Genomic DNA, 26,717 nt, shown 5'->3' on the forward strand with positions numbered 1-26,717 from the left:
AAAGATGGAGTGAAGAAGAATGAAAAAAATAATGCAAGCAGTTATGCCTTTTGTATTCCTATTTACAGCACTATTCGCCATGTCCAATTTTAAACATAAAGAAGTCCTTACATCACTCGAGTCACAGAAAATAGTCGAGTTTTTTAAAAACAAGGGGGCTACTAGTAATCTACCAATTGAATAATCAAAAAAGGTCCTTTTGAAAAGGGCCTTTTTCTATACTTAGAAAATTAATAATATGAAACGATGTGGAGAACGATATAAAGACAGTTTTCGTCTAGCTCCAGGCGCCTTCCGCTTTTGTACATATATAATAAAAATATTCGAAATTCGAGGTTTTCGCCCATAATATGGTAAAATATTCATGTAATTACCATAAAAAGGGGAGGAAACGAGAATTTTGAAAACGAAATCCATTTTTTTGATGACTATCATGATTATTATAGTCGTTTTCAATGGAGTAAAGGAAAGTCAGGCAGCCACGGAAAATTCTTTATTAATCGAAGCAAATAAATATATAGGAGTTCCGTATTTATATGGTGGGGAAAATCCTCAAGGCTTTGATAGTTCAGGATTTGTAAAATATATATTTGGACAAACATATAATCAAGTCATGCCACGTACGGCACAAAAACAATATAGTGTGGGAACAGCGGTAGCAAGAAACTCACTTATGCCAGGGGATCTCGTTTTTTTCGGAAGTAGTGCTACTAATATCACTCACGTAGCGTTCTATCTAGGAAATGACCAGCTTATCCATGCGACAGTTTCACAAGGTGTAAGTATTACAAGCTTCGAAAAAAGTGCGTATTGGAGCGCAAATTATGTAGGTGCCAAGCGTATATCCAAATTACCTGCAGAAACGATAGATAATATTATTGTAAAAGAAGCACTAAAGTACGAAGGCTCTCCATACCTTTATGGCGGGACGACACCTAAAGGATTCGATAGCTCAGGATTTACGCAATATGTCATTAATCAAACGTTAGGATTTAAGCTTCCTCGTACTGCACAACAACAATTTGCCATGGGAACAGAGGTAGCTAGGAAGTCACTAGAGCCAGGAGATTTAGTCTTTTTTGGCAGCAGCACTAGTAATATCACACATGTCGCAATCTATAAAGGGAATGACGAGCTTATCCATGCGACAGTTTCACAAGGTGTAACGATTACGAGCTTTGAAAAAAGTGCATACTGGAGCTCTAATTTTGTTGGAGCAAAACGTATAACTGGAGCGCCAGTTATTGATGCAAATAATCCACTTGTAAAAGAAGCTCTAAAATATCAAGGAGTTCCTTATGTATTCGGAGGCGAGAATCCCGGAGAAGGATTTGATTGCTCAGCCTTTGTCCGCTATGTGCATTTAAAAGCGTTAGGAATTTACTTGCCTAGGTCTACAGACCAACAATGGCAAGTTGGTAAAAAGATAGAATTGGCAGATATTCAGCCTGGAGATGTCATTTTCTTCAGCGATACGTACAGGGATGGAATCTCTCATAATGGCATTTATATTGGTGGTAACCAGTTTATCCATGCGACAAGAGGTGATGCAGTGACCATTTCCTATTTAAGCAGTGAATATTGGCAATCTAAATTTACAGGAGTACGTAGGTTTTCCGGATTAACATTACCAAAAGAAAACCCACTTGTTGCCGAAGGAACGAAATATATCGGAGAAGTACCCTATGTAAATGGTGGAACAAATCCAGACACAGGATTTGATGTATCTGGCTTTGTTCAATATGTATTCAAACAAGCAGCAAATGTGGATATCCCACGCTGGGGAGACCAACAAATGTTAATTGGTGAAAGCGTAGAAAGAAGCGATCTGCAACCGGGTGATATCGTATTTTTTAAACTAACAACGATTAACCCAGCCATCTATATCGGCAACGACCAAGTTGTTCATGTAACGGTGTCAGACGGAGTAAGAATCACCAACATCAAAACAAATACTACTTGGAGCTCTAAATACCTTGGAGTTAAAAGGATAGTTAAATAGATTATTAGGGTGGTGCCTGGCACCACCCTAATTTTGTTCGACAATAATCATAAAGTGATAGGCACCGCGCGAATTAGTTATATCCCTGGATATCTTTCCTATTTTTCAAATCAATATTCTAATGTCTTCTATTTATAAAAGAATCAACCCCGATATCTTGGTTCTTCACGACCTTCTTCAGTAATAGCGACAGTAATTTTTTTTTGTGTACGTTTAAACCCATGTATTATATGGTATTTCATAGTAACTAGCTCTTTTTTGTATTGTAGCTCTGATTTGGTTTGGTTTTTTCATTACACATGCCAACAAAATTAATCTACTTATTTACGAGTAAGGAGCTAGTTTCGTTCATGATAGATTCTTGTCCTTCTCCCTACTGTAAGTCATCATCGACTAAAAGCCGCCACGTTCTGTGGCGACGTCGACGGACCCACATCCTGTTGGCCTGAACGTCATGGGCAAAGGGTTTCCACTTTTCTTGTTTAACGCTTTAAAGCATGTATTTTAATTTTCTGTATATTTGAAATCTTATTGACTATAGGACAAAAGCAGTGTAACATAACGATAATTATTGCCAATATTTTATGAAAATAGGCAATGAGCATAATAGATAGTTATTTTGCTAATAAGCAAAAAACTTTATTGAGGGGGAAATAGAATGAAGGGTAGCTTAAATAAGCTTGCTATTTTGCTATTCGGTGCCATGTTAATGCTTGCAGCTTGTGGTGGGACAAGCTCAAATGCACCAAAAGAAGAAGAGCAAAAGCCAAGTGGTAGTAATCAGGAAGAAAATCAAAAAGAAGAACCTGCAAAAAAATATAAAATTGGGGTTACTCAAATTGTTGAACATGATTCATTAAATGCGGCATTTGACGGATTCAAAAAGGCTTTGGAAGATGCTGGGCTAGAAGTTGAATATGATGTGCAAAATGCTCAAGGAGATCCTAATAATAATCCTACTATTGCAACAAATCTTGTAAATGCAGGAGTGGATTTGATCTTTGCTAACTCCACACCAAGTGCACAATCTGTTGCCAGCGAAACACAAGATATTCCGATTGTATTCACTTCCGTAACGGATGCAGTTGGGGCAGAATTAGTTGAATCAATGGAAAAGCCAGGTGGGAATGTTACAGGAACAATTGACAATCATCCAGATGCGATTCCAAATACGATGAAATTTCTAAAAGAACAGCTCAATGCTAAAAAAGTTGGAATGGTGTTTAACTCTGGTGAACAAAATTCAAGAGCACAAGTAGATACTGCTAAAAAAGCAGCTGAGGAACTTGGTATTAAAGTTGAAGAGGCTTCTGTTTCAACTTCAGCTGAAGTTAAACAAGCGACTGAATCATTACTTGGGAAAGTTGATTCACTTTACATCATTACAGATAATACAGTTGTATCTGCATTAGAATCTGTTGTTGATGTAGCAAACAACAATAAATTGCCATTAATGGTAGGGGAATTTGATTCAGTTAGAAATGGCGGTCTTGGCGCATATGGTTTTGAATATTTCGATATCGGTTATGAAGCTGGTCAAATGGCAGTAAAAATATTAAAAGATGGTGTAAAACCTGCTGATATACCTGCACAAGTACCACAAAACCTTAAACTCGTTATGAACAAAGAAACAGCAGAAACAATTGGATTAGAAATTAAGGACGAATGGAAAGCTGAATTAGAATAGATAGGAGATGATTCTAATATGTTTGCAGCAATGTTTGGCTCCGTAGAGCAAGGAATCATCTATGCAATTATGGCACTTGGAGTGTATCTTACATTCCGAGTGCTTGATTTTCCAGACCTAACGGTTGATGGAAGCTTTGTTACTGGTGCTAGTACCGCAGCTACTATGATTGTTTTCGGGTTTCATCCTATTATTGCAACAGCATCAGCTCTTGTAGTTGGATTCTTAGCGGGATGTATTACAGGGCTTTTGCATACAAAAGGGAAAATCAATCCATTATTATCAGGTATTTTAATGATGATTGCTTTATATTCCATTAACTTAAGAATAATGGGATTAACGACAGAAAATTCAGTAGGACGCCCTAATATTTCGTTAATGAAACTAGATACTGTCTTTACAAAGTTTCACCAATTTTGGGGATCGCTCGGTATTGATCCATTTTTAAATCAGATTTTAACAAAATTAGGGGTTAAGTTTTTACCTACTACTTGGGGTATCTTTTTCCTCATGGTTGTTGTGACTTTGTTGATTAAATTTGTTGCTGACTGGTTTTTACAAACAGAAGTGGGACTCGCCATTCGGGCAACCGGAGATAATAGAAGGATGATCCGTAGTTTTTCCGCCAATACCGATAATTTTATTATTCTTGGGTTGGGGATATCGAATGCTTTAGTTGCTTTTTCAGGAGCATTGATCGCTCAGTATTCTAAGTTCTCGGATATTGGTATGGGAATTGGAATGATCATCATTGGACTCGCTTCCGTCATTATTGGCGAAGCAATTTTCGGTACGAAAACGATTGTGAGGACAACATTGGCTGTCGTGGCTGGTGCTATTATTTACCGTATTGTTTTAGGGCTTGCACTTCGAATTGATTTGCTTGATACCGGAGATATGAAACTTATTACAGCTATTATTGTTATTTTAGCTCTAATCGTTCCGCAATTGTTTGAAAAAAGCAGAGAAAAAAAGAGAAAAGCGAAGCGTCATGCAGAGAGGTTAGCATCTCTTTCCAAACTTGAAAAAGGGGAGGGGAAGCTCAATGCTGAAGCTAGAACAGATTAATAAAATATTTAACGAAGCAACACTTGATGAAAAAATAGCACTAGATCAAATAAATCTTGAACTGAAGTCAGGTGACTTCGTTACAGTAATAGGAAGCAATGGTGCTGGAAAATCCACTTTAATGAATATGATCTCTGGAGCTCTTATTCCGGATTTCGGAAATGTACTCATTGATGAAAAAAATGTTACAAAGCTTCCGGAGTTTAAAAGATCTCAGTTTATTGGTAGGGTATTTCAGGACCCAATGGCTGGAACGGCTCCTAATATGACAATTGAAGAAAACCTTGCGATGGCTTATTCAAGAAACAAAAAAAGAGGTCTTCGAAAAGGTGTAGATAAAAAGAGACGTGAATTTTTTCGTGAATCACTGGAATCCCTTCATTTGAATCTGGAAAACCGCCTCAATGCGAAAGTAGGATTGCTTTCAGGTGGGGAAAGACAAGCGTTGTCCTTATTAATGGCTACATTTACCAAGCCTTCCATTTTGTTGTTGGATGAGCATACGGCAGCACTAGATCCATCCAGAGCGGAATTGATCACGAATTTAACGAAGCAACTTGTCGAAAAAGACAAATTGACGACGTTAATGGTCACTCACAATATGCAACAAGCACTTGATCTTGGAAATCGCCTGATTATGATGGATAAAGGTCAAATTATTTTGGAAGTTAATTCTGATAAGAAGCACGAACTGACAATCGATAAACTAATGGCAGAATTTCAGCGCATTCGTGGAGAAAAGATGACAGATGATAAAGCATTACTAACGATATAATGAAAAAGAGGCTATTCATAAATTGAATAACCTCTTTTTTAATGGAGTTTTTAAGTATAAAAGATATTCAATTTCCATATGGACTGAAATATTAGGAAAATTGAGTTGTACAAAGTAAATCTGTACTAAAATGAGAAGAAAGCAAAGTTTCAGACCGGATCATGCTTGATATAGATTAAAAGGTAGCTTTCAGTCTCTATAATTCAATTTTTATTAATGTGGTAAGAACACTAGTTGGTAAAGGAATAACACCGCAAAAATATAAACGAGTGGGTGAACAACTTTCCATTTTCCTGTCACTATTTTTAAAATAGGGTAAGAAATAAAGCCTAATGCAATTCCAGTTGCAATACTCGAAGTAAGAGGCATGCTTAAAATAATCAAAAATGCTGGAAACGCCTCATCTAACTCGCCCCATTCAATTTTCGCAATAGCTCCCATCATCAAACTTCCAACAATTATTAAAGCGGGAGAAGTAATTGCTGGTATACCAGATACCGCACTTACAAGAGGACCGAAAAAAGCTGCTATGATAAACAAGATAGAAACTGTTACAGTCGTTAGACCCGTTCTACCACCTGCTGCAACCCCCGCCGTAGATTCAACGTAGGCACTTGTAGGACTTGTACCGAACATGGATCCGACGGATGTTGCGACAGAATCAGCTAGGAGAGCTTGACGGACACGTGGCATCGTATTACCTTTCATTAATCCAGCTTGTTCCGCCACTCCAATCATAGTACCTGTTGTATCAAAAATGGTAACGAGTAAAAATGAAAAGACAACCGCATATAAACTATGTTGAACTACATCCACTATTGCCGAAATTGGATTCGCAACTAATAAGCCTTCTGGAAGTGTTGGCTTGTCTAAAATCGATTGCTCGAATGAAAGTTGTCCAGTAAAATAGGCGATAAGCCCCGTAACTATCATTCCAAGAAACAATGCTCCGGGTACTCTTAAAGCCATAAGTATTAACGTTACAGCTAGACCAATTAGAGTCAAAATCACACCAAAAGAATGAAGGTCGCCAAGTGCCACAAGATTTGATGGGTGGGCAACAATCATTCCGCTCATTCTCATCCCAATGAAAGCAATAAATAATCCAATTCCAGCGGTAATTCCGTGCTTAAGATTCTCAGGAATTGCTTCAATCAATATTTTACGAAAAGGTGTTAGAGATAAAATGATAAAAATAATGCCAGCAACAAAAACAGCTGCAAACGCAGTTTGATAACTAATATTATGAGTACCAACGACAGAGTAGGCAAAATAAGCGTTAAGCCCCATTCCAGGTGCAATCGCAATTGGATAATTAGCGGCTAATGCCATCCACAATGTGCCGATTACCGTAGCAATGATAGTAGCTGAAAATACTTGTTCAAATGGGACTCCTGCATCTTTAAGAATGATTGGATTAACTATAATAATATAGGCCATTGTTAAAAATGTCGTTAGTCCTGCTATTAATTCAGTTGGAACATTCGTATTATTTTCCTTTAATTTAAACATATGAAAACCTCCAAAAAACGAACAATTATTAATCCATTATGTATAATATTCGTTTTTAGTTAATTTAGCAAGTTATTTTTATTATTTCCTTAAAATTCTATATTAAATATACTTATTGATCGTTTTCTGTAATAGCTAAATAAATGGTGCGTAAGCTTGGAAAAAGGATATGTTTTTTATTTGAAAAATGAAAAATAAAAAGTATCCCTTCATAGCGACGGAGGGATACTTGTAAGTCTATAAATAATTAAGATAAAAATCTTTTGCGAATTTCGGTAGGTGGGAGCAAACAACTTTCATTTTTTCCAAACCATCGATAACGGTATTTGGCAAAAACATGATAAAACAAATTGCGAACCGGGGCTGGAATGAATATAAAAAGATAAAGCCATTTCAAGGGAGATTTCAATTTTTTACATATTCGCAATGCGGCCGTAGTTTTCAAATAAGCATGATCATTATCAAGTAATACGAGGCTATTTACATTTAATGGAACTCTATGCTTTTTTAACAACGATTGTCCATATTCACTTTGCAATGAAGCATATTGAAAATAACCGTCAGGATCTCGCTTAATAATAAACTGAACGCTAGAATTGCAAAAATTACACTCGCCGTCAAATAAAATAACCGTAGACATGGCCATTCCCCCTCTTACTACCTTCATTATTTACCATTTAACATAAAAAAATCAACATAAAAAACCTTCTGTTTAGGAAGGCTTATTTTGTTACATAAATAAATTTAAGATATAGTAGATAGCTGCGGCTAACAATCCAGTAATGGGGAGAGTAATAAACCAAGTTATGATCATTCTTTGTGCTGTGTCCCATTTAACGCCACGAATTCTATGAGCAGACCCAACACCTAGGATCGATGACGTGATAACATGAGTTGTACTGACAGGCAAATGAATATACGTAGCACCGAAAATAATAAGTGCAGAGCTTAAGTCGGCAGCAACTCCATTTACTGGGCGAATTTTCATAATTTTTCCGCCAACCGTTTTAATAATTTTCCAACCGCCCACGGATGTACCTAGTCCCATCGCCAAAGCACAGGAGAATTGTACCCAAAAGGGGATATCCGTAGTCGTATGATGATTACTCGCAATTAGAGCCATCGTAATAATACCCATCGATTTTTGGGCATCGTTCGTCCCGTGGGTATAAGATTGTAAAGCTGCTGTAGCGATTTGAATATACCGAAATCCTTTATTCGTTTTTGTTAAGCTCAAATTTTTAAATTCCATTTTAAATATTGTATAGATGATAAAACCTACAGCAAAAGCTATTAGCGGTGAAAAAATGAGTGCTTGGATGATTTTTAAAAAACCTGCATATTTTATTGAGCTGAGACCTGCTGCTGCGATTGCTGCTCCCGCTATAGATCCAATTAAAGCATGTGACGAACTGCTAGGAATGCCGTAATACCATGTAATTAAATTCCAAGCAATTGCAGAAATGAGTGCTGCTAAAATAACAGTTGTACCATTAGCTAATGTAAAAGGATCGACAATATCTTTCGTTATCGTTTGTGCGACCCCTGTGAACGTCAATGCACCTACAAAGTTCATCACCGCGGCCAATATAATCGCATGGCGTGGCTTTAAAGCTTTCGTAGAAACGGAAGTCGCAATAGCATTTGCCGTATCATGGAAACCATTAATGAAATCAAATGCAAGGGCGGCAATGACTATGATAATTGTGATGATAAGTATTGAATCTATTCCCATTTGATAGGACTCCCTTATGCATTTTTCATGACGATACTTTCAAGGGTATTGGCAACTCCTTGGCAGCTGTCTGTTGTTTTTTCAAGGTTTTCGTAGATCTCTTTGTATTTAATTAATCGAATAGGATCTGTTTCTACCGTGAAAAGATGCTTAATGCATTCTCTAAGTACATCGTCGCATTTGGATTCGTAATCTTTGATTTTGATAGCATGCGGACGAACTTCAGGCAATTTTTTGCTAAAAATTAACCCGATGCAAACTTCAATTTCTTCAACACATTTCTTTATGGATTCGACAAACTTATACATATATTCGTCTGCATGAACAATGGAATACATTTCAAATAAAGCGGCACAATTTTCCATTCCATCGAGTACATCGTCCATAATCATCGATAATGTAAGTAAATCTTCTCGTTCAATAGGAGTAATAAATGAATTATTTAATTCTTTAATAATCTCATGAACGTAAGTATCTCCGATTGTCTCATACTCTTTCATTTTTTCAGCAAAAATTTTAGTGTCTTCTTTATTTGTTAACTTAAAATCGGCAAAATAAATGGAGCTTTCTTTTAAGTTGGCAGCAATTTTTTCAAGTAAAATCGCAAATTTATCTTTTTTTCTTTTAAAGACCATTTTTAGCCCTCCTAGCAATAATTTAAACCTATATTATTTTATCGCAAAATATCTAAAGATAAAAGTTTTTGTCGTTTTTACCCTAAAATACTTTATAGAAAATTTTCAAAAATAGGCGGGTTATCTAAAAATGGTGCAGTGACCTGGACTTTTTTCTGTAAAAAAGGATGTATAAATTCAAGTTTACGGGCATGGAGTGCCTGCCTTGTGAATTTAGAGCTCCCACCGTAAAGTTCATCACCAGCCAGGGGGTGTCCGATAAAAGATAAATGTACTCGAATTTGATGGGTTCTCCCAGTTTCCAAGGAGCATTCAATTAATGATAACTTGTCCTTTGGAAAAGTATTAATTACTTTATAATGAGTGATAGCATGTTGACCAGTCTTTGAAACTCTTCGTCGAGTTGGATGATGGCGATCCCTACCGATAGGTTCTGTAATCTTTCCATTTTTACTCCTAATAATACCATCAGCTAGCGCCCAATATGTCCGTTTTATTTCTCTGTCTGTGAGCATTCTGTCGAGGACTACTTGACTAAAAATATTCTTTGCAAAAAGAATTGCTCCGGAAGTATTTTTATCGAGACGGTGAACATGGCGTGGATTTTGAGCGTCATATACATTTTGCAAATGATATGATACCGCATTTGCAAGAGTATTCGTTTCGCTATCATTTGGATGAGTCGCCATATCAGCTGGTTTATTCACTACTATTAAAAAGTCATCTTCGTAAAGAATATCCAATGAATAAGGGTATGGAGCAATACCTTCGCCTTCTTCGCGTAAAGAAATGAAAAGTTCATCGCCATCATTTAACGTAATGTTCCAGTTTGTGATTTTCCCATTTAATGTGATTGCCTTGTCCATTCTTAGATTGTGAATCAACTTTTTTGGAACCCTCCATTGGTTACGCAATAAATCTTCTATATTCCTTCCTTTCCATTGTTCAGGAATCGTTATTCGCATCTTAATTTTTATCCCTTCTCAAAAAAGTTTCTTGAAATTCCCAAGCTTTTCAGCCGCCATTCTATGTTATTCTAATAGAAAATATAGAAATGCAAAAGGTAGGGTCTTTAGTATGAAAGTAGTAGTAGCAGCGACTGAAAAGCAGGAGGAAAAACTGGAGGAACTAATACAATACTTCTATACTTCCATCTTCCCACAATATTTTGATGACGATGAGATATCTGAGTTTTTAAATTTAAAAATACTACAAGTACCTAAAGAAAAGGATGAACGACTATTTACGTTAGATGGTGCATTTCGTGCTATCTGTAGCATTGAGGTCATCATTTTGATTTTAGAGTCAAATATTGATAAAGATTTCTCAGATTTATTCAATAAAAATGCTGAAATTCTAATAGAATCAGGTTTATTTTTTCCTTTTTCATATAGCAATTTTACTTCTCGAAATAGAAGTGAAGCAAATGTTATCGTTAGTATGTATTCAAACGCAACAAATCAATTATTAATGTGATGGCTTGTTGATGATTATTGTTGATCATGCAACTGATTGAATAAGTGTAGAAAACAATATACGTGTTTAACATAACCAAAAAAGGCTGTCCGAAACTAATATTACCATGTAGACAGCCTTTTCAAAGCTTATTGAATAATTTTTTTGAAAAAGACTTCAAATTCCTCTTTAGTATGCAATCCTACTATTCTTGCTTCCTCTTTTCCATCTTTGAAATAGATAAGTGTAGGTGTGTATTCAATATTATATTGCTTGTATCCTTCCTTAAATTCTAAAAGATTATATTGCATTACCGATATATTCATTTCTTCTACGACATGGTTAAGAATCGGAGTAGTCTGCATGCAGAAGGAACATTCTGGGCTATAAAAGTAAATGACCACATCTTCGCCTTTTTCAAGCTTGTTATTAAGATCAGCAGGCAAAATGATATTTTGATAAAGTGGATCTTCAAGCTGTTCAATCGTCAAAGGGTGGAGGTCAGGTTTTTCATAAATATTGCCAGCAACTTTCTCGCTTTGTTGCATTTTAGTGGAGACAGATAAAGCGGCAAATAAGGCAATAATGATGACTAAAAAGATTAGAACTTTTTTCATTGTTTATTCCTCCTTGTTCGTTTTATCACAAAGATACTTGAAAGGAAAATCATGATAAACGCTGTTAATGCAAGAAAAGGAATTGTGATAAATCCAAGCCAATTTATATATTGGGTTGTACATGGTATGATACCGCAAGCGGGAGCTGTATCTGCAATAGAAGGTATTTTTTGAATCATATAAAGATATAGAGAAGCAAGCATGCCAATACCGGACAAAGCGGCTGAATATAAAGCTGCATGATAATCCTTTCTTACAGTCGCAATTCCAAGGATAAGTACGATAGGATACATAAAAATTCGAATATACCAGCATATGTCACATGGGGTATATTTACGTATTTCTGAAAAATACAAACTACCCAATAAAGCAGTAACTGAAACAGCAAATGCAAAAAACATCAAAGTCTCCCTAGCATCACTTTTATTAGCCATTTTCTCTCAACCCCCACCAGAACTGTACTATAATAATTATAGTTCTCAGAATTTATAAATGTAAAATTTCCTTCCGAAAAGTCACAAATTTGTAATTTTTACAAAAGTAAATAGTATAGTCAGAAGTAGACTAGCAAACATATTGTTTTTTTTTATACGAAAAGTCTTAATCGATTCGCCTTTTGAATACGTCGTGATTCCTTAAAATTTAGATGAAATCGAAAAATTGACTCAAAGGAAGGAACCAATCCTGTAGGCTTGTACGTCGAATGAATAGGCGCTATCGCTTTTCTATGTTTGTGCTAGGTGCTCAGGTTAAAAAACTGCTATTAAAGTAGTTAAAGGACGAACTTTCTTGTATAAAGAGCATGACCTTGTCACCCCCTATTCAGTAAGTTTCGCTTTCCTTTTCCTACTAAAGTTGTAGGGAGATTTACGCCATAATGAGAATAAAGTCTACAGCGAATTTTTTGTATACTATATAGAGAGTATCAGGAGGGATTTTAGATGCAGCGTGAAAAATATGAAAAGAACTCCCATTTACGTGTACTTAAAGAAATTGCTGAATTATTAAATGAAGGAACTGAAATTTCTCCTTTATTATCAGATGTTTTAAAGAAACTGTTAGAAGTTACGGGAGTAACCACAGGATGGATATTTTTAATCGGACCTGATGGTCGTCATACAGTTGCATCCGCAGAGCATTTACCTCTTGCGCTTTCTAAAAATAATTGTGAACCACTTAGACGAGGTGGTTGTTGGTGTATTGAAGGTTTTCGCAACGGAAGCTTGACGAAGGCTTCAAATATTATTGAATGTAGACGGCTTGAAAAAGCTTCTATATTAAATAAGGAAGAAACAGAAGGAATTGCGTTTCATGCAACGATACCCCTTACATCAGGGGATGAAGTATTCGGGTTATTAAATGTAGCAGCTCCTGAAAAGAAGGAGTTTAGTCGTGATGAGCTAGCGTTACTTGAATCGATTGCATTGCAAATTGGTTCAGCTATTAAAAGGGTACGATTAACAAAAAAAGCACAAGAAGTTGCCCTGATTGAAGAAAGAAATCGTCTCGCTCGTGATTTGCACGACTCGGTCAATCAGTTATTATTTTCCCTCACCTTAACTGCAAGAGGGGGAGTTGAGATGACAGAAGATGTAGAAACAAAACATACATTTCAACATATGCAAGAGCTTGCTCAGGAAGCTTTGACAGAAATGAGGGCATTGATATGGCAGCTTAGGCCAAGTGGCTTGGAAAAGGGGCTCATTCAAGCCATTAAAGGTTATGGAGAAATGCTAGGACTTCATGTTCATACAAAGTTATCAGGATTGCTAGCCTTACCATCTCTTGTTGAAGAAGCTTTATGGAGGATCAGTCAGGAGGCTCTAAATAATTCTAAAAGACATTCTGATCAAGAAGAAGTATTTGTATCGATAAAGGTATCGAAATGTGAAGTGCAGCTTACAATTAGTGATTTCGGATGTGGTTTTATTTATGAAAAAGAAAAAGTACTCCCTTCCTTTGGAATTGAAGGTATGAGGGAACGCGCGGAAGCTCTTAATGGCCGTTTTGTTTTAAAGAGTGAGCTTGGTGTTGGAACTAGTATAGACGTAGTATTGCCGTATTAGGGGGAGAAAAAGAATGACGGTTCAAGTGTTGATTGCGGATGATCATCATGTCGTAAGGCGGGGGCTTGTTTTTTTCCTGCAAACTCAAAAGGATATCCAAATAGTGGGAGAAGCGAAAAATGGAAAAGAAGCAGTGGAAATGGCTGTTCAATTGCATCCAGATGTTGTATTGATGGATCTTGTTATGCCCATTATGGATGGAATAGAAGCGACAGGTAAAATAAAAGAAATATGCCCTGATATAGAAATCATGATCTTAACAAGCTTTTCTGATCAAGATCATGTAATCCCTGCTATTGAAGCAGGGGCTTCTGGATATCAGCTAAAGGATATTGAGCCTGATGAACTCGCATCCGCCATTAGAAAGCTTGCTAATGGAGAAAATACACTTCATCCTAAAGCAACGAATTTATTGATGACACGTATGAACCGGAAAAATCCCGCTAACGATCGGATTGCCTCATTAACGCAAAGGGAAAGAGAAGTTCTGACAGAAATTGCGAAAGGAAAAAGCAATAAAGAGATAGGGGCACAGTTGAAAATAACCGAAAAAACAGTTAAGACACATGTTTCTAATATATTTATGAAATTACAAGTGGCAGATCGGACTCAAGCTGCTTTGTTTGCAGTGAAAAATGGATTTGTAGAGCAATAAAGCAGTTAGAAGTGAAGGAGCGAAAAGAATGGATCGAATATTAGTGATTAATGGAGGAATGCCAAAAGGCGGAAGAACTGAGCTTTTGACTCGTTATATTGCACGTAAATATGATGTTGATTATATCGATATAAGTGACGCGAACCTTCCCTTTTTAACTGGTGAAGAAGAACAGTGGCGATTGCCATCTGTCATAAATTTTAAAGAAAAAGTTCGTTTCTCATCTGGAATAATATTAATTTCACCCGAATACCATGGCGGGATGACGGGTGCTTTAAAAAATACATTAGACTTTCTGACTAGTGATGAACTTGAATATAAGCCTGTTGCATTAATTGCGACAGCAGGTGGGGGTAAAGGCGGTATTAATTGCTTAAACAATATGCGCACAGTTATGCGTGGTTTTTATGCCAATGTCATTCCGAAGCAAATTGTACTTGATCCGGAATGCTTTAACTATGATGATGCATCCCTTTGGGACGAACCGGCACAATTAGTTAATGATTTGGTAAAAGAATTACAAATGTTTATTAAAATCACATCAGAAGTAGCGTCAAAGATGTAACTCGGTATCCTATTTAGGACACCGAGTTTTTTTTCGTTGCAAAGAGCTTAAAATCAAAGGCTTTGAAGATGGTAGTCGATACTTCAGGAGCTTATGCTCTTCTATATCGATAGTACTGGATTTTCATTACTTGAATGAACTTCTGTAACACTATTTGCATGATCCAAATAGCGAAGCAATGAGTATAAATTACGCTCAATCACTGTATAATCACTAGAGAATTGATAAGCATGCAAAAAACGTTCAATCCTCTTAGAAAGCATGTTGTCTTTTGTTCTTACCATCAAAACAATCAAATTGTCCCACTCTGATCTGTGTGTGTAGTATAAAGCACGATCATAGTCTAAAATGTCCAAAATGAAACCCTCCTTTTTGGAGTTACCTTTATTATTTGCTTGAAGGAAAGATGTTAGTGGTGTAAATGTTGACATTTTGTATGAATTTTTTACATACATTGTGGATAAAAGGGGGGATTGAAAATGAATGCCGATTCAAAAGCATTAGAATATGCCATTAGTGAAATTACCGAAATTGCAAGCGGAATGGGTTTGGATTTTTACCCAATGCGTTATGAAATATGCCCTGCAGATATTATATATACATTCGGAGCTTATGGAATGCCAACCCGTTTTTCTCATTGGAGTTTTGGAAAGCAATTCTTCAAGATGAAGCTACATTATGATTTAGGGCTAAGTAAGATTTATGAGCTCGTCATAAATTCCAACCCTTGTTATGCATTTCTTCTTGATTCTAATTCCCTTATTCAAAATAAATTGATTGTCGCACACGTTCTTGCTCATTGTGATTTTTTTAAAAATAATGTTCGTTTTCGTAATACAAAGAGGGATATGGTAGAAAGCATGGCTGCAACGGCTGAACGGGTGAGACAATATGAAATTGAACATGGAAAAGAAGAAGTAGAGAGCTTTTTAGATGCCGTCCTTGCTATTGAAGAGCATCTTGATCCTTCTATATTAAGACCGTCTTTAGATTGGTCATTGGATGATGAGGAGGAATGGGAGGATGAAAACACCCCTTCAACGGAATATGATGATTTATGGTCGATAGACAATAGAATGGAAAAGAATAGAGAACGTAAAAAAAAGAAAAAGCCATTTCCTCCAAAACCAGAAAAAGACATTATGCTTTTTATCGAGCAATACAGCCGAGAGCTTTCAGATTGGCAAAGGGATATCATGACAATGATTCGAGAAGAGATGTTATATTTTTGGCCACAGCTGGAAACGAAAATTATGAACGAAGGCTGGGCATCTTATTGGCATCAACGAATTTTAAGGGAAATGGATCTTTCAAGTGACGAATCCATCGAATTTGCAAAGCTAAATGCAGGTGTTGTTCAACCATCAAAAACAAATATTAATCCATATTATCTTGGACTTAAAATATTTGAGGACATTGAGGAACGTTGGAATAATCCGGATGAAGAATTGATAAGGGATGGGGTAGAACCGAATTCAGGTCGTGAAAAAATATTCGAAGTAAGAGAAATTGAATCCGATATTTCTTTTCTACGCAATTACCTAACAAAAGATCTTGTTTTAAAAGAGGATATGTATTTATTCCAAAAGCAAGGTCGTGATTATAAAATTATCGACAAAGAATGGACCGAAGTTCGTGATCAGCTTGTGAACATGAGGGTAAACGGCGGATTCCCATATATAACGGTTAATCACGGGGATTATATGAAAAATGGGGAGCTTTATTTAAAGCATTGGTTTGAAGGTATCGAACTTGATTTAAAATATTTGGAGAAAGTACTGCCTTACATTTATCAATTATGGGGAAGAGCAGTTCACCTTGAAAGTACAGTGGAAAATAGACCAATGTTATTTAGTTTCGACGGAAGAAATATGCAAAGAAAGTTTATCTAAGACGAAGAATAATGCATACCAATTCTCAGGTGTGCATTATTCTTTTTTTGATTTTCGATAGGCGTTGATTGAAGTTTTCAACCCTGCATACACACCAACAGCTGCATTCCCATAAAAAAAGCCCATGAAAACCGCACCCCAAAAATTGTATTTATGAGCGATAAAGATAGAAAAAATAAGGCCGAGGATCGTCGCAATTGTCGGTACTAAAAAACGAGGAACCCTTAAAAAGATCTTGATTATTTGTGTAACTATTACTACTAATGGGACAGCAATGACAGCGTCCCAAAAATTTGTATGAATAATTGGAAAATGCTCCATCTACACCAACACCTTAACCGTTTTTATTAGCATTTCCTAATAAATAGAAAATGATGAATGAAAAAAAGGAGCATCATTAGACGCTCCTCCCACGGTTCGAACCTTAGTACAAGAATGCAGTACCGACGATAATAAGTAGAATGAACAGAACGACGATCAATGCAAAATTCATTCTGACGCGGTGATGATGGTGAATGTGGCTCATATTATGGCACCTCCTTAAAGGTTCTAACTTATGTTATGGAACATGTGAACAATCTGTATGGGACAACGTGTAATTTTTGAAAAAATGGCTAATGAACAATAATCTAAACCTCAGAAAAAAGTCGGATAACGCAATATAGTTACTTTATACTAGTTCATAAATAGAAGTTAGGACAATAGACTGATGTTTATTTCTGAAAAGTTAGTATAGTATGAAAAGTACACCAAGTTAATATTTTCACATTTCTAATACTTTCATTAAAAGAAATGAGGGATGTAAGGTGAGAATTTTTATTAAGGCATTTTGGATGTTTGCAGTCGTATTAATGATTAGCTTCAACATGACTACTAGTAGCGAAGCAACAGGTACCACAAAACCAAAGACAAATTTTGGGCAAATTGAAAGAATGGATGTAATTACAGATGTATTACCTGAAGGAGAAAAGGTAGTTGCTGTCGCTGTTCAGTACAAGAAGGAAATCAGTAATGACTCACTTTCCACTTTATCGTATGAAGTGAACGCGCTTCATGGCGAGAATACTGCAAAAAGAACCATTACAAAAGTTTACGCAAATACCTCTCCTGAACTTAGCTCTCAAGGAAAAGATGGAAAGTTCGTTATTATTGAGTTAAGTAAAGAGGATCCAATTGCTGGTACATTATTTTACGATTTCAGGACTGGAATTAATACAAGGCTATCCCTTGAATATACGATTACTCAAGAAAAAAATATAGAGACTGTGATTGGAAATAATGTTCCAACCACACCAAATATTATCGTAAATTCGGGTGAGATCAATTTAATCGTTGATGATTTTTCTGAAGAAGTTATTTCAGATAACAAAGGGAACTTTTTAAATTATCGTCTTTTCGAACCTGAAAATACGGAAGGAAAGCAACCTCTCGTTTTATTCTTGCATGGAGCGGGTGAAAGAGGAGTAAGTAACGATGTACAGCTTTTAGCAAATAGAGGGGCGATAAGTTGGGCAGCTCCTGATCAGCAAGCAAAAAATTCTGCTTATGTTGCAGCACCACAGGCAGCGATTGGTAACAGTTGGACTAGTCAGACTAACATGAACCTTTTATTAGATCTTATAGAAACATTAAAAAATGAATACCCTATTGATCCGGATCGAATTTATATCACTGGCATTTCAATGGGGGGTATGGGGACATGGGCACTCATACAGAGCCATCCTGAGCTATTTGCAGCTGCCATTCCTGTTTGTGGGACAGGGAATGTAAATCAGGCAAAAAATTTAGTGAATCTACCGATTTGGGTGACACATTCTGCTGATGATACAACTGTTCCAGTAAGCGGTTCAAGAAATATGATTAATGCAATTGCAGCAGCTGGCGGTAAAGTCGTTAGAGCTGAGTATGCTGGTAATTTAAGTCGAGAAGCTGCTAATGCAGCGGCTCAACAATTAGTAAATACTGCAATGGAAAATGGCAGCCACACTCTTTATTCAGAATTTATTAGAGGAACCACTCCTATTAATGGTCATTTTGCATGGGTTCCAACATATGAAAATGACGTCATGAAAAATTGGCTTTTCTCCTATGTGAGAGGGCATTAAGAAAAGCGCAAGAGCCTTACTCATGGTCGTTCCTTATTTGACCTTTGACTTATCGTAGGAAATGGCAAGAAGTTTGCTAGTCGACAAGCGCTGAACATGGACAGCAAATTTCTAAATTATTAATATAGCCTAAAAAATGCTACCCCGGATGCTTTTCCAGGGTAGCTATTTCATGAGGACTTCAACTTCACGATACATATCAAAACAACAACTCCAAAAGAAACATAGCCCGCAATTCTTACAGGATGCCTTTTGTCTTTATCAAATGATTCGAAGACCCTCGTAGTAATATCCAGAAAAAGCAAAGTGGCTATTCCAATAAAAAGCCCCATCCAAATTGATTTACCAGAATGATTGAATAAATCCAGTAGTTTTGAAATAAAAATAATCCATACGAAACCTAGCAAACCATTTAATATTGCTGAATAAACCATTAATAACCATCTCATCTTTAGCATACCTCCATACAATATCATACCATCATTTGATGAATTTCAAGCGATTCAAAACAGAATTCACGATCAAATTGGAGTATTCATTAGTTTCATCGTAAAACAATGTCGGATTCACAATCAAATTGGAAAATCAATTGATTTCGTTCGAATCGCTGCTGAAGTCACAAGTAAATTGGAAAATCCAACTATTTAATTGCGATTCATTGGGATTTCATAATAATTTTGGAATCGGTAGACAAGTTGGATAAAGAAGGAATTTATAAATTATTATAGAATATTGTTGAAAGAAAATTTTTAAGAAAGGCTGGTGAGGATTATGGAAGTTATCGATTTACATTGTGATGTTCTATATAAAATTTGGGAGAGTAAGGGCACATTAAGGTTTAAAGATTCACCTGAACTGGATACGAATAAGGAACGTATGTTAAAGGGACAGGTAAAGGTTCAATGCTTTGCTATTTTTATTCCGCCCGAACTAAAAAGTGAGGAACAATTTCAAGCTGCCCTTGACCAAATAGATTATTTTTATTCTCATGTATTGGAAAATAATCCTGACATCGTTCATATTCGAAATTGGGAAGATATTACTTATTTAAAAACAGATGAAATTGGTGCGATCCTTACACTTGAGGGTGTTGATTGTATCGGAAATGATTTGCATAAATTAAGTATATTATTTCATTTGGGAGTTCGATCTGTCGGCTTGACATGGAACTTTGCCAATCTCGCTGCAGATGGGGTTTGGGAACCACGAGGAGCTGGACTAACATCATTTGGAAAAGAGATTGTAAAATTTAATAATAAGCATAAAGTGTTTACAGACGTTTCTCATTTAAGTGAAAAAGGTTTTTGGGATGTAATGGAGATTGCTGATTTTCCAATTGCAAGTCACTCCAATTCGAAAACAATTTGTAATCATCCTAGAAACTTATCTGACGAGCAGGCAAAAACATTATTTCAAAAAGATGGATTGATCCATGTTGTCTATCATCCGCCATTTGTAACACATAATGAGACTGCTTATATTTCCGATTTGATTCGTCATATTGATCATTTTTGTTACCTTGGCGGGGTAAGGCAAATTGGATTTGGATCAGATTTTGACGGAATAGAAACACATATTGTTGATTTGGAAAATGCGTCCAAACATCAAAATTTAATAAATGAACTGCTAAAATATTATTCAGATGATCAAGTAAGAGGGTTTGCGGGAGAAAATTTTCTTCGGCATCTTCCAATGTAATTCAAAAAAAATCCAGATTTTAAAGTAAAAATCTGGATTTTTCTACTAGATAAATTGAATATAAATGGGGGAATCTGTGGACTACGTTTCCGTCTGGATCGAGCGCCTATCGTCGTACTTTCACTGCGATAAGACTAATAATCTGGTGCTACATCGATGTACAGAAGTCTCCACTTTTGATTTATTCTTTATCTTCCAGTGCTGCTTTTAGTGCAACTGCCAAGCTATTGCCAATCGTTTCCTCACTGGAATATTTTTTAAGTAATTGCCGTTCTTCTTTTTTACTGACAGCTTCTTTCCTTTGCCCCGCCTTTTCTACAAGATTACATCCGCGACATTGAAAATATGCTCCAGCTTTCCCTGAATGAATTTCCATTTTCTTATGGAATTTAGGACATCTTCAAATCGATATCTTTGGATCCTTGCGTTTCCAAAAATTACATTCTCTATTTGAACATATGAGAATTCCATGACGAGCAGTTAAAAAACAAATTGTTAAATTACACATTGAGGGCATATCTGTTTCCAATTTAGGAGTAGAATATGGAATATATCATACGTCTATTTACAATGGATCAAGCTTTATTCAAATATAGAAACAACATTTACTCCTAAAAAGTTAAATGAAATTTTTAGAGATAATAAAAGATTAAAACAAGAAGTTTAAATTCTTAAGCGAGCAATGTCTATTATGACCGCTAAATAAAAGTGTCCAAACATTTTCTCCCTAAAACTATGGTATATTAGACTGTACATAGTTGGTAAAGGAGTTCGGAAAAATGGCAAAAAGTTTAGTAATTGCTGAGAAACCTTCTGTTGCACGAGATATAGCAAATGTATTGAAGTGTACGAAAAAAGGATATGGATTTCTAGAAGGCGACAAATATATCGTTACTTGGGCGCTAGGACATTTAGTAACTTTAGCAGATCCTGAGGTATATGATATTAAATATAAAACATGGAATCTAGAAGACCTCCCCATGCTTCCAGAACGTATGAAATTAGTTATCATGAAACAAACCGGAAAGCAGTTTAATGCTGCAAAAACACAGTTAAATCGCGGTGATGTGAATGAAATAATCATAGCTACTGATGCAGGGAGAGAAGGAGAATTAGTTGCACGTTGGATAATTGAAAAAGCAAAAGTTCATAAGCCTATCAAACGTCTGTGGATTTCCTCTGTAACAGATAAAGCTATTAAAGATGGATTCAATAACTTAAAGCCTGGTAAAGCTTATGAAAACTTATATGCTTCAGCAGTAGCACGTTCGGAGGCAGACTGGTATATAGGTTTAAATGCAACTCGTGCCTTAACAACAAGATTTAATGCACAATTAAACTGTGGACGTGTGCAAACACCAACAGTTGCAATGGTTGCCGCACGTGAAGATGAAATAATGAATTTCGAACCTCAAACATATTATGGCATTGAAGCTCAAACAGATGGACTTAAATTAACGTGGCAAGATGCGAATGGGAATAGTCGTAGCTTTAATAAAGAAAAAATAGATGCAATCGTAAAATCACTTGGACGTAAAGAGGCGACTGTTGTTTCTGTTGACCGTAAAGCAAAGAAAACATTCTCACCTGCACTATATGATTTAACAGAGTTACAACGTGATGCCAACAAAATCTTTGGTTATTCAGCCAAAGAAACACTAAATATCATGCAAAAACTTTACGAGCAACATAAAGTGCTAACATATCCTCGTACAGACTCACGTTATTTATCTTCAGACATTGTTAGTACGCTTCCAGAGCGTTTAAAAGCGTGTGGGGTAAGCGAATATCGTTCACTTGCTTATAAAGTATTAGCAAAGCCAATAAAAGCAACAAAAGCCTTTGTAGATGATAATAAAGTAAGTGATCACCATGCCATCATTCCAACTGAAGGTTATGTAAATTTCTCAGCATTTACAGATAAAGAACGTAAAATATATGACCTTGTCGTAAAACGTTTCTTAGCTGTTTTATTCCCGGCTTTTGAATACGAGCAATTAACAGTTCAAGTAAAAATCGGTAATGAAAAATTCATTGCTAAAGGAAAATCAGTAATTAATGCTGGTTGGAAAGAAGTGTACGAAAACCGTTTCGATGATGAAGAATCAATGGATGATATAAAAGAGCAGTTATTACCTCGTCTTGAAAAAGATGATGTTTTAACAACAAAGTTAATCGCTCAAACATCAGGCCAAACAAAGCCTCCTGCACGATTTACAGAGGCAACTTTACTGTCGGCAATGGAAAATCCTACGAAGTACATGGAAACAAATAATAAGGAACTTCTTGATACGTTAAAATCAACTGGTGGACTTGGTACAGTTGCAACTCGTGCTGATATTATTGATAAATTATTCAATTCATTCCTTATTGAAAAACGTGGTGGAAAAGAAATCTATATCACTTCTAAAGGTCGTCAACTACTAGATTTAGTACCAGAAGAATTAAAATCGCCAGCGACGACTGCTGAGTGGGAACAAAAACTTGAGCTGATTGCTAAAGGTAAACTTAAAAAAGATGTGTTTATTAATGAAATGAAAGAACATACAAAAGAAATCGTTGCTGAAATCAAAGCAAGTGATAAAAAATACAAGCACGACAACATTTCTACAAAATCCTGCCCTGATTGTGGAAAACCAATGCTTGAAGTAAACGGTAAGAAAGGCAAAATGCTCGTCTGTCAAGATCGTGAATGTGGTCATAAAAAGAATGTCTCACGCGTAACTAACGCACGCTGCCCTCAATGTAAAAAGAAAATGGAACTACGTGGTGAAGGTAAAGGTCAAATCTTCGCTTGTAAATGTGGTTATCGTGAAAAACTATCTGCTTTTGAAGCGAGACGTAAAAAAGAAGGTAGTGGAAAAGCGGATAAGCGTAGTGTACAAAAATACATGAAGCAACAACAAAAAGAAGACGAACCAATAAATAATGCTTTAGCAGAAGCGTTGAAAGGAATAAAAATAGATTCTTAATTAAAATGAGCTGCCAGTTCTTATGAACTGCCAGCTCATTTTTTATTTTTTAAAACGAATGGCGATAAAAAAATTGTACATTTAATTTCTTATGAATCTAATCAGGTTAATATGATGTTCTAACATATATAAATCTTATTAATTCAACTGATTCCCAATAATGAACAAAAAGATTTTATTGATGCAAAGAATGACATATCTGATCAAAAGAATTTCTTCATAATTCCAAGATATTAATCTAGGGTCATAATCCTCAGGCATTTTTATATCAATTAGATGCCCAAGAGCCCATGTAACGATATATTTGGGAGCTTCAATAAAATGCTTTTGTTTATTTGTACAACCAAGAACTCGAGCTAAATCACACGCTACACTTGGCTTTTCTGCTAGAACTAGTGACTTCATAAGATGTATTACATCTTTCATACATTTAACATGGATAGATATCATTATAATGAAAAGTCATGAATGAGTAAAAAAACCATTTTTTTTATAAAACGTCCATACACATTTGCTATTTCTGAATAGACTATTGTGCAAGAGTGATTTCACTCACTTATTCCGAATCAGGAGGTGAGGCAGAATGGGCTTCGGATATGGAGGTTGCGGTTGCGGCTATGGCGGTTATGGCTATGGAGGCTATGGCTACGGAGGTTGTGGCATTGGTGCTTTCGCGTTGATCGTAGTATTGTTTATCCTTTTGATCATAGTAGGAGCAGCTTGGTTCTAAATGAAATCCTGATAAAACGCCATAATGGAGAATGGGAAAATAAGGGCGGAGGGATGCAATATTCCCTCCGCTAAATTTTAATCTTTCGTGCCTGTCCATCGATGTCGCCACAGGACGTGGCAGTTAAGGTAGACCTTCTGTATTGGCCAATGACTTGTAATAAAGGAAACACAACGGAGCTGAAAAAGCGTGCTCAAACTGGTGGGACAAGCATATATTCACTATCCCATGAAGTTGTTCTTAATAACGTCATTGGTTGGAGGGTATTTGACCTTAAGTATTCGAGCTATTAGTTAGATAGAACGGGTCGATGTGGGCTTTGTGGAAGGAAGGGACAAGAAGTATTCTTTTAATAATCGATTTAGATAGACTGGAATGATCCTTTTTTCGATTTCCACAACTTTTCGAAATTTATCATTTCCTTGTAAAGTATAAAAACCAGAAAAGTTTATTCTTCTTCTCTGGCTTTATTACTCTTATTAGCAGGTGGTAGTTTAATCGTAAATGTTGTCCACTCATCGTCAGAAGTGCAATATAATTGTCCATCATGTTTTTCTATAATTTCTTTACAAACGTATAATCCGAGTCCAGTCCCTGTTTTTTTAGTCGTAACAAAAGGTTCAAAAATACTATTTAATAATGGCTCAGGTATTTTGGGGCCAGTATTCGACGTTTCTAAAATGATGGATTGATCTTCGGTCATAAAACCTTTTATTTTTATGACCGAGGAAGTCATTTGTTCGGTTAACACATCGATTGCATTAAAAATAATATTAATTAAAACTTGTCTTATTTCTTCTATGTATCCGTTAACATATAAATGATCTTCAAGTTCCCTTTCTAATTCCACATTAGCTTCAAGGAGCCGAGGATAGATAAAGGACGCAATCTGATCGAGTAACTCATTTAATGAAAATAATGTAACCTCTTGATTAAGCACTTCTTTTCTCGATAACATCAAAAATTGAGTAATTCTAAATTTTAATTGCTCAAGTTCATTTAAGATAATATCCATATATGGAAGTTCAGGATTTTCGGAACGTAACAATTGAACAAAACCATGAATCGTCGTTAATGGATTTCTAAATTCATGAACAAAGCTTGATGTCATCTGACCTAATAGTGTTAGTCTTTCTTCGTGATTATCTTTGTTTAAATGTTTAGAATCTTCAACTTGTTGATCCTTTATTGCTGTAAAAAATTTCGTTGCGAAAAATAAAAATCGATCACTTATTTCAGATAGTTTTAAATAAACAGGGTGAATATTTTCCCAACAAGAGTCATATTGCAAAATTTCGATAAGTATTTCATTCTTGACGATGTTGGCATTATAAATAAAATAGCTGATTTTTGATGTTTCATATATCTTCAAAGATTCAGCGTTCTTAGAAGTAATTTTGTTAAAATATTGATCTAGTTCATTCTTTTCTAATGAAAAAGCACGTAGTATAACCTCAAATAAAAACTGGCCACTTAAAATAGTTTTTTCATAATCATTTTCAGTTGGTAAGATGATTTTCTTTTGCCAACGGGCAAAAATACTTTCTTTCCTTGATTCAATAAATGAAACAATATCTAATTTCAACTGATCCATCACTTCACCTCAATTATATTATACCAGTGAATTCCTAAAAATCTATCAAATGGCAAAAATGTATATATTTAGTTTATTTACCAAAACTATAAAGTTTTTAAATGAAAGAATTGTTTGTCATCTCCTTTTATTATCGTCTATTTACAGAAATAGTAAAGAATCTTTTGATTTAATATTTTTTATTCTATAATAATTCGAAAAATAGGACTTTTCCACTGAATATAAGCCGCGAAAATATACCCATATATTTAATCGAAAATCTAGTCTATAATAATAAGTATTAAATAGTGTTTTTTCTTTATTTGTCATTTATTTTACCAAAATTCAGACAAAGTCTGTGCGTTTTATTTGACTATAACATCGAGAGCCGTTTGCGCCTTACTATAGATTATTGCTTCAAAACATTAAATATGATAATGGGGTGAAGTAAATGAATGGCGAAACTGTTAAAAAGAAAATGATTCATCCGCTTGTTAGAAAATGTATGCAACATCTAGATGTCATCGAAGCGAACGACAAAACGAAACAAATAGTGTATATGTATTTAAAAGCTTTGGACGATGAAATAGATAAATTAAAAAAAGAAACCTAAATGTATAGTAAAACGTAAATAGTCTTAGAAACACCATTTCAGTCATGGTGTTATCTAAGACTTTTTTTGTGTACCCAGGTAAATATTAGTTTTTATAGGTCATTATTGAATTTTGGCTGTCACTTTCTTGACAGGCTCATCGTGATTCCTTTATCTCAGTCAAAGGCCAAACAAGGAACGTCGACAAAACCGGCACGTCCTGTGCCAAAGTCGACGGACCCACATCCTGTGGGCCTGTACGTCGATGGACAGGCGCTTGCGCTTTTCTTTGTCCAGCTTCAGCGCCTATCGACTAGCAAACTTCTTGTCCTTTTCCCTACGATAAGTCAACATCGATTCGCCTTGACAGGCTCATCGTGTTT

Annotated in this window: 27 protein-coding genes and 2 pseudogenes; 15 read left to right on the top strand and 14 right to left on the bottom strand. The window is 35.7% G+C overall.

Translation table 11 applies throughout. The annotated features are described in order from the left end of the window. Positions 1-19 precede the first annotated feature (19 nt). From KHA93_RS02290 to KHA93_RS02310, 5 genes are all read left to right on the top strand, one after another. Entirely contained in the window at positions 20-184 is a 165-nt protein-coding gene (locus tag KHA93_RS02290) for a hypothetical protein (protein ID WP_213109228.1), read from the top strand. 240 nt (positions 185-424) lie between these two features. Continuing rightward, entirely contained in the window at positions 425-2,002 is a 1,578-nt protein-coding gene (locus KHA93_RS02295) for a C40 family peptidase (RefSeq protein ID WP_213109229.1), read from the top strand. A gap of 658 nt (positions 2,003-2,660) precedes the next feature. Further along, entirely contained in the window at positions 2,661-3,689 is a 1,029-nt protein-coding gene (locus KHA93_RS02300) for an ABC transporter substrate-binding protein (protein WP_213109230.1), read from the top strand. 18 nt (positions 3,690-3,707) lie between these two features. Then, positions 3,708-4,757, top strand: coding sequence for an ABC transporter permease (locus tag KHA93_RS02305; protein WP_213109231.1), 1,050 nt, complete (start codon positions 3,708-3,710; stop codon positions 4,755-4,757). Then, on the top strand, positions 4,735-5,532 hold the full coding sequence (locus KHA93_RS02310; protein ID WP_213109232.1) for an ABC transporter ATP-binding protein: 798 nt from the start codon (positions 4,735-4,737) through the stop codon (positions 5,530-5,532). The genes KHA93_RS02305 and KHA93_RS02310 overlap by 23 nt, the downstream gene beginning before the upstream one ends. A 213-nt stretch (positions 5,533-5,745) precedes the next feature. Here the strand turns inward: KHA93_RS02310 and KHA93_RS02315 are convergent, their stop codons facing one another. From KHA93_RS02315 to KHA93_RS02335, 5 genes are all read right to left on the bottom strand, one after another. After that, positions 5,746-7,044 carry an NCS2 family permease gene (locus KHA93_RS02315; RefSeq protein ID WP_213109233.1) on the bottom strand — a complete coding sequence of 433 codons (1,299 nt, stop codon included), beginning with the start codon at positions 7,042-7,044 and terminating at the stop codon, positions 5,746-5,748. A 247-nt stretch (positions 7,045-7,291) separates the two neighbouring features. Beyond that, positions 7,292-7,684, bottom strand: a complete 393-nt coding sequence (locus KHA93_RS02320) for a thiol-disulfide oxidoreductase DCC family protein (protein WP_213109234.1) — start codon at positions 7,682-7,684, stop codon at positions 7,292-7,294. A 90-nt stretch (positions 7,685-7,774) separates the two neighbouring features. After that, complete coding sequence (locus KHA93_RS02325; RefSeq protein WP_213112740.1) at positions 7,775-8,773, bottom strand: inorganic phosphate transporter; 999 nt, start codon at positions 8,771-8,773, stop codon at positions 7,775-7,777. A gap of 20 nt (positions 8,774-8,793) precedes the next feature. Further along, the gene (locus KHA93_RS02330; protein ID WP_213109235.1) at positions 8,794-9,414 is read right to left on the bottom strand and encodes a DUF47 domain-containing protein; all 621 of its coding nucleotides are present in this window, start codon (positions 9,412-9,414) and stop codon (positions 8,794-8,796) included. Positions 9,415-9,506: 92 nt separating this feature from the next. Beyond that, positions 9,507-10,379, bottom strand: coding sequence for an RluA family pseudouridine synthase (locus KHA93_RS02335; RefSeq protein WP_213109236.1), 873 nt, complete (start codon positions 10,377-10,379; stop codon positions 9,507-9,509). Between the two features lie 112 nt (positions 10,380-10,491). On the opposite strand from KHA93_RS02335, the gene KHA93_RS02340 reads away from it, so the two are divergent. Further along, positions 10,492-10,890 carry a DUF5365 family protein gene (locus KHA93_RS02340; protein ID WP_213109237.1) on the top strand — a complete coding sequence of 133 codons (399 nt, stop codon included), beginning with the start codon at positions 10,492-10,494 and terminating at the stop codon, positions 10,888-10,890. A 128-nt stretch (positions 10,891-11,018) separates the two neighbouring features. Here KHA93_RS02340 and KHA93_RS02345 read toward each other — a convergent pair whose 3' ends face one another. Both KHA93_RS02345 and KHA93_RS02350 read right to left on the bottom strand, forming a co-directional pair. Next, the gene (locus KHA93_RS02345) at positions 11,019-11,486 is read right to left on the bottom strand and encodes a thioredoxin family protein (protein ID WP_213109238.1); all 468 of its coding nucleotides are present in this window, start codon (positions 11,484-11,486) and stop codon (positions 11,019-11,021) included. Beyond that, positions 11,483-11,920, bottom strand: coding sequence for a disulfide oxidoreductase (locus KHA93_RS02350; protein ID WP_213109239.1), 438 nt, complete (start codon positions 11,918-11,920; stop codon positions 11,483-11,485). The genes KHA93_RS02345 and KHA93_RS02350 overlap by 4 nt, the downstream gene beginning before the upstream one ends. A 507-nt stretch (positions 11,921-12,427) precedes the next feature. Here KHA93_RS02350 and KHA93_RS02355 point away from each other — a divergent pair. From KHA93_RS02355 to KHA93_RS02365, 3 genes are read left to right on the top strand one after another with little or no spacing between them, the layout of a single operon-like run. Beyond that, positions 12,428-13,552: a GAF domain-containing sensor histidine kinase gene (locus KHA93_RS02355; RefSeq protein ID WP_213109240.1), complete on the top strand. Its 1,125-nt coding sequence runs from the start codon at positions 12,428-12,430 to the stop codon at positions 13,550-13,552. Positions 13,553-13,565: 13 nt separating this feature from the next. Continuing rightward, positions 13,566-14,207 carry a response regulator gene (locus tag KHA93_RS02360; protein WP_213109241.1) on the top strand — a complete coding sequence of 214 codons (642 nt, stop codon included), beginning with the start codon at positions 13,566-13,568 and terminating at the stop codon, positions 14,205-14,207. A 28-nt stretch (positions 14,208-14,235) separates the two neighbouring features. Continuing rightward, entirely contained in the window at positions 14,236-14,772 is a 537-nt protein-coding gene (locus KHA93_RS02365) for an NADPH-dependent FMN reductase (RefSeq protein WP_213109242.1), read from the top strand. A gap of 101 nt (positions 14,773-14,873) precedes the next feature. On the opposite strand, the gene KHA93_RS02370 is transcribed toward KHA93_RS02365, so the two are convergent. After that, complete coding sequence (locus KHA93_RS02370) at positions 14,874-15,128, bottom strand: YhdB family protein (protein ID WP_213109243.1); 255 nt, start codon at positions 15,126-15,128, stop codon at positions 14,874-14,876. Positions 15,129-15,251: 123 nt separating this feature from the next. Here KHA93_RS02370 and KHA93_RS02375 point away from each other — a divergent pair, with 123 nt between their 5' ends. Next, entirely contained in the window at positions 15,252-16,664 is a 1,413-nt protein-coding gene (locus KHA93_RS02375) for a SpoVR family protein (RefSeq protein ID WP_213109244.1), read from the top strand. Positions 16,665-16,700: 36 nt separating this feature from the next. Here KHA93_RS02375 and KHA93_RS02380 read toward each other — a convergent pair whose 3' ends face one another. Together KHA93_RS02380 and KHA93_RS02385 are read right to left on the bottom strand one after the other, a co-directional pair. Continuing rightward, positions 16,701-16,985: a hypothetical protein gene (locus KHA93_RS02380; RefSeq protein ID WP_213109245.1), complete on the bottom strand. Its 285-nt coding sequence runs from the start codon at positions 16,983-16,985 to the stop codon at positions 16,701-16,703. A 103-nt stretch (positions 16,986-17,088) separates the two neighbouring features. Next, positions 17,089-17,190, bottom strand: coding sequence for a YjcZ family sporulation protein (locus tag KHA93_RS02385; protein WP_213109246.1), 102 nt, complete (start codon positions 17,188-17,190; stop codon positions 17,089-17,091). A 280-nt stretch (positions 17,191-17,470) separates the two neighbouring features. On the opposite strand from KHA93_RS02385, the gene KHA93_RS02390 reads away from it, so the two are divergent. Further along, positions 17,471-18,769, top strand: a complete 1,299-nt coding sequence (locus tag KHA93_RS02390) for a prolyl oligopeptidase family serine peptidase (protein ID WP_213109247.1) — start codon at positions 17,471-17,473, stop codon at positions 18,767-18,769. A 170-nt stretch (positions 18,770-18,939) separates the two neighbouring features. On the opposite strand, the gene KHA93_RS02395 is transcribed toward KHA93_RS02390, so the two are convergent. Further along, positions 18,940-19,218: a hypothetical protein gene (locus KHA93_RS02395; RefSeq protein ID WP_213109248.1), complete on the bottom strand. Its 279-nt coding sequence runs from the start codon at positions 19,216-19,218 to the stop codon at positions 18,940-18,942. Between the two features lie 310 nt (positions 19,219-19,528). Between KHA93_RS02395 and KHA93_RS02400 the strand changes: the two genes are divergently transcribed. Beyond that, positions 19,529-20,467 carry a dipeptidase gene (locus KHA93_RS02400; protein ID WP_490710551.1) on the top strand — a complete coding sequence of 313 codons (939 nt, stop codon included), beginning with the start codon at positions 19,529-19,531 and terminating at the stop codon, positions 20,465-20,467. 181 nt (positions 20,468-20,648) lie between these two features. Here the strand turns inward: KHA93_RS02400 and KHA93_RS02405 are convergent. Next, a pseudogene (locus KHA93_RS02405) lies at positions 20,649-20,930 on the bottom strand (DNA topoisomerase III); the annotation flags it as partial. A gap of 316 nt (positions 20,931-21,246) precedes the next feature. Here KHA93_RS02405 and KHA93_RS02410 point away from each other — a divergent pair. Beyond that, the gene (locus tag KHA93_RS02410) at positions 21,247-23,439 is read left to right on the top strand and encodes a DNA topoisomerase III (RefSeq protein WP_213109251.1); all 2,193 of its coding nucleotides are present in this window, start codon (positions 21,247-21,249) and stop codon (positions 23,437-23,439) included. A gap of 201 nt (positions 23,440-23,640) precedes the next feature. On the opposite strand, the pseudogene KHA93_RS02415 reads toward KHA93_RS02410, so the two are convergent. After that, positions 23,641-23,844 (bottom strand): annotated as a pseudogene (locus KHA93_RS02415) (hypothetical protein); the annotation flags it as partial. A gap of 178 nt (positions 23,845-24,022) precedes the next feature. Between KHA93_RS02415 and KHA93_RS02420 the strand changes: the two are divergent. Then, positions 24,023-24,169: a YjcZ family sporulation protein gene (locus KHA93_RS02420; RefSeq protein WP_213109252.1), complete on the top strand. Its 147-nt coding sequence runs from the start codon at positions 24,023-24,025 to the stop codon at positions 24,167-24,169. 448 nt (positions 24,170-24,617) lie between these two features. On the opposite strand, the gene KHA93_RS02425 is transcribed toward KHA93_RS02420, so the two are convergent. Beyond that, positions 24,618-25,763, bottom strand: coding sequence for a sensor histidine kinase (locus tag KHA93_RS02425; RefSeq protein ID WP_213109253.1), 1,146 nt, complete (start codon positions 25,761-25,763; stop codon positions 24,618-24,620). A 430-nt stretch (positions 25,764-26,193) separates the two neighbouring features. On the opposite strand from KHA93_RS02425, the gene KHA93_RS02430 reads away from it, so the two are divergent. Next, positions 26,194-26,355, top strand: a complete 162-nt coding sequence (locus KHA93_RS02430; protein ID WP_213109254.1) for a hypothetical protein — start codon at positions 26,194-26,196, stop codon at positions 26,353-26,355. The last annotated feature ends 362 nt before the right edge of the window (positions 26,356-26,717 follow it).

The sequence above is a fragment of the Lederbergia citrisecunda genome (assembly GCF_018343695.1).
Lineage (GTDB): Bacteria > Bacillota > Bacilli > Bacillales > Bacillaceae_C > Lederbergia > Lederbergia citrisecunda.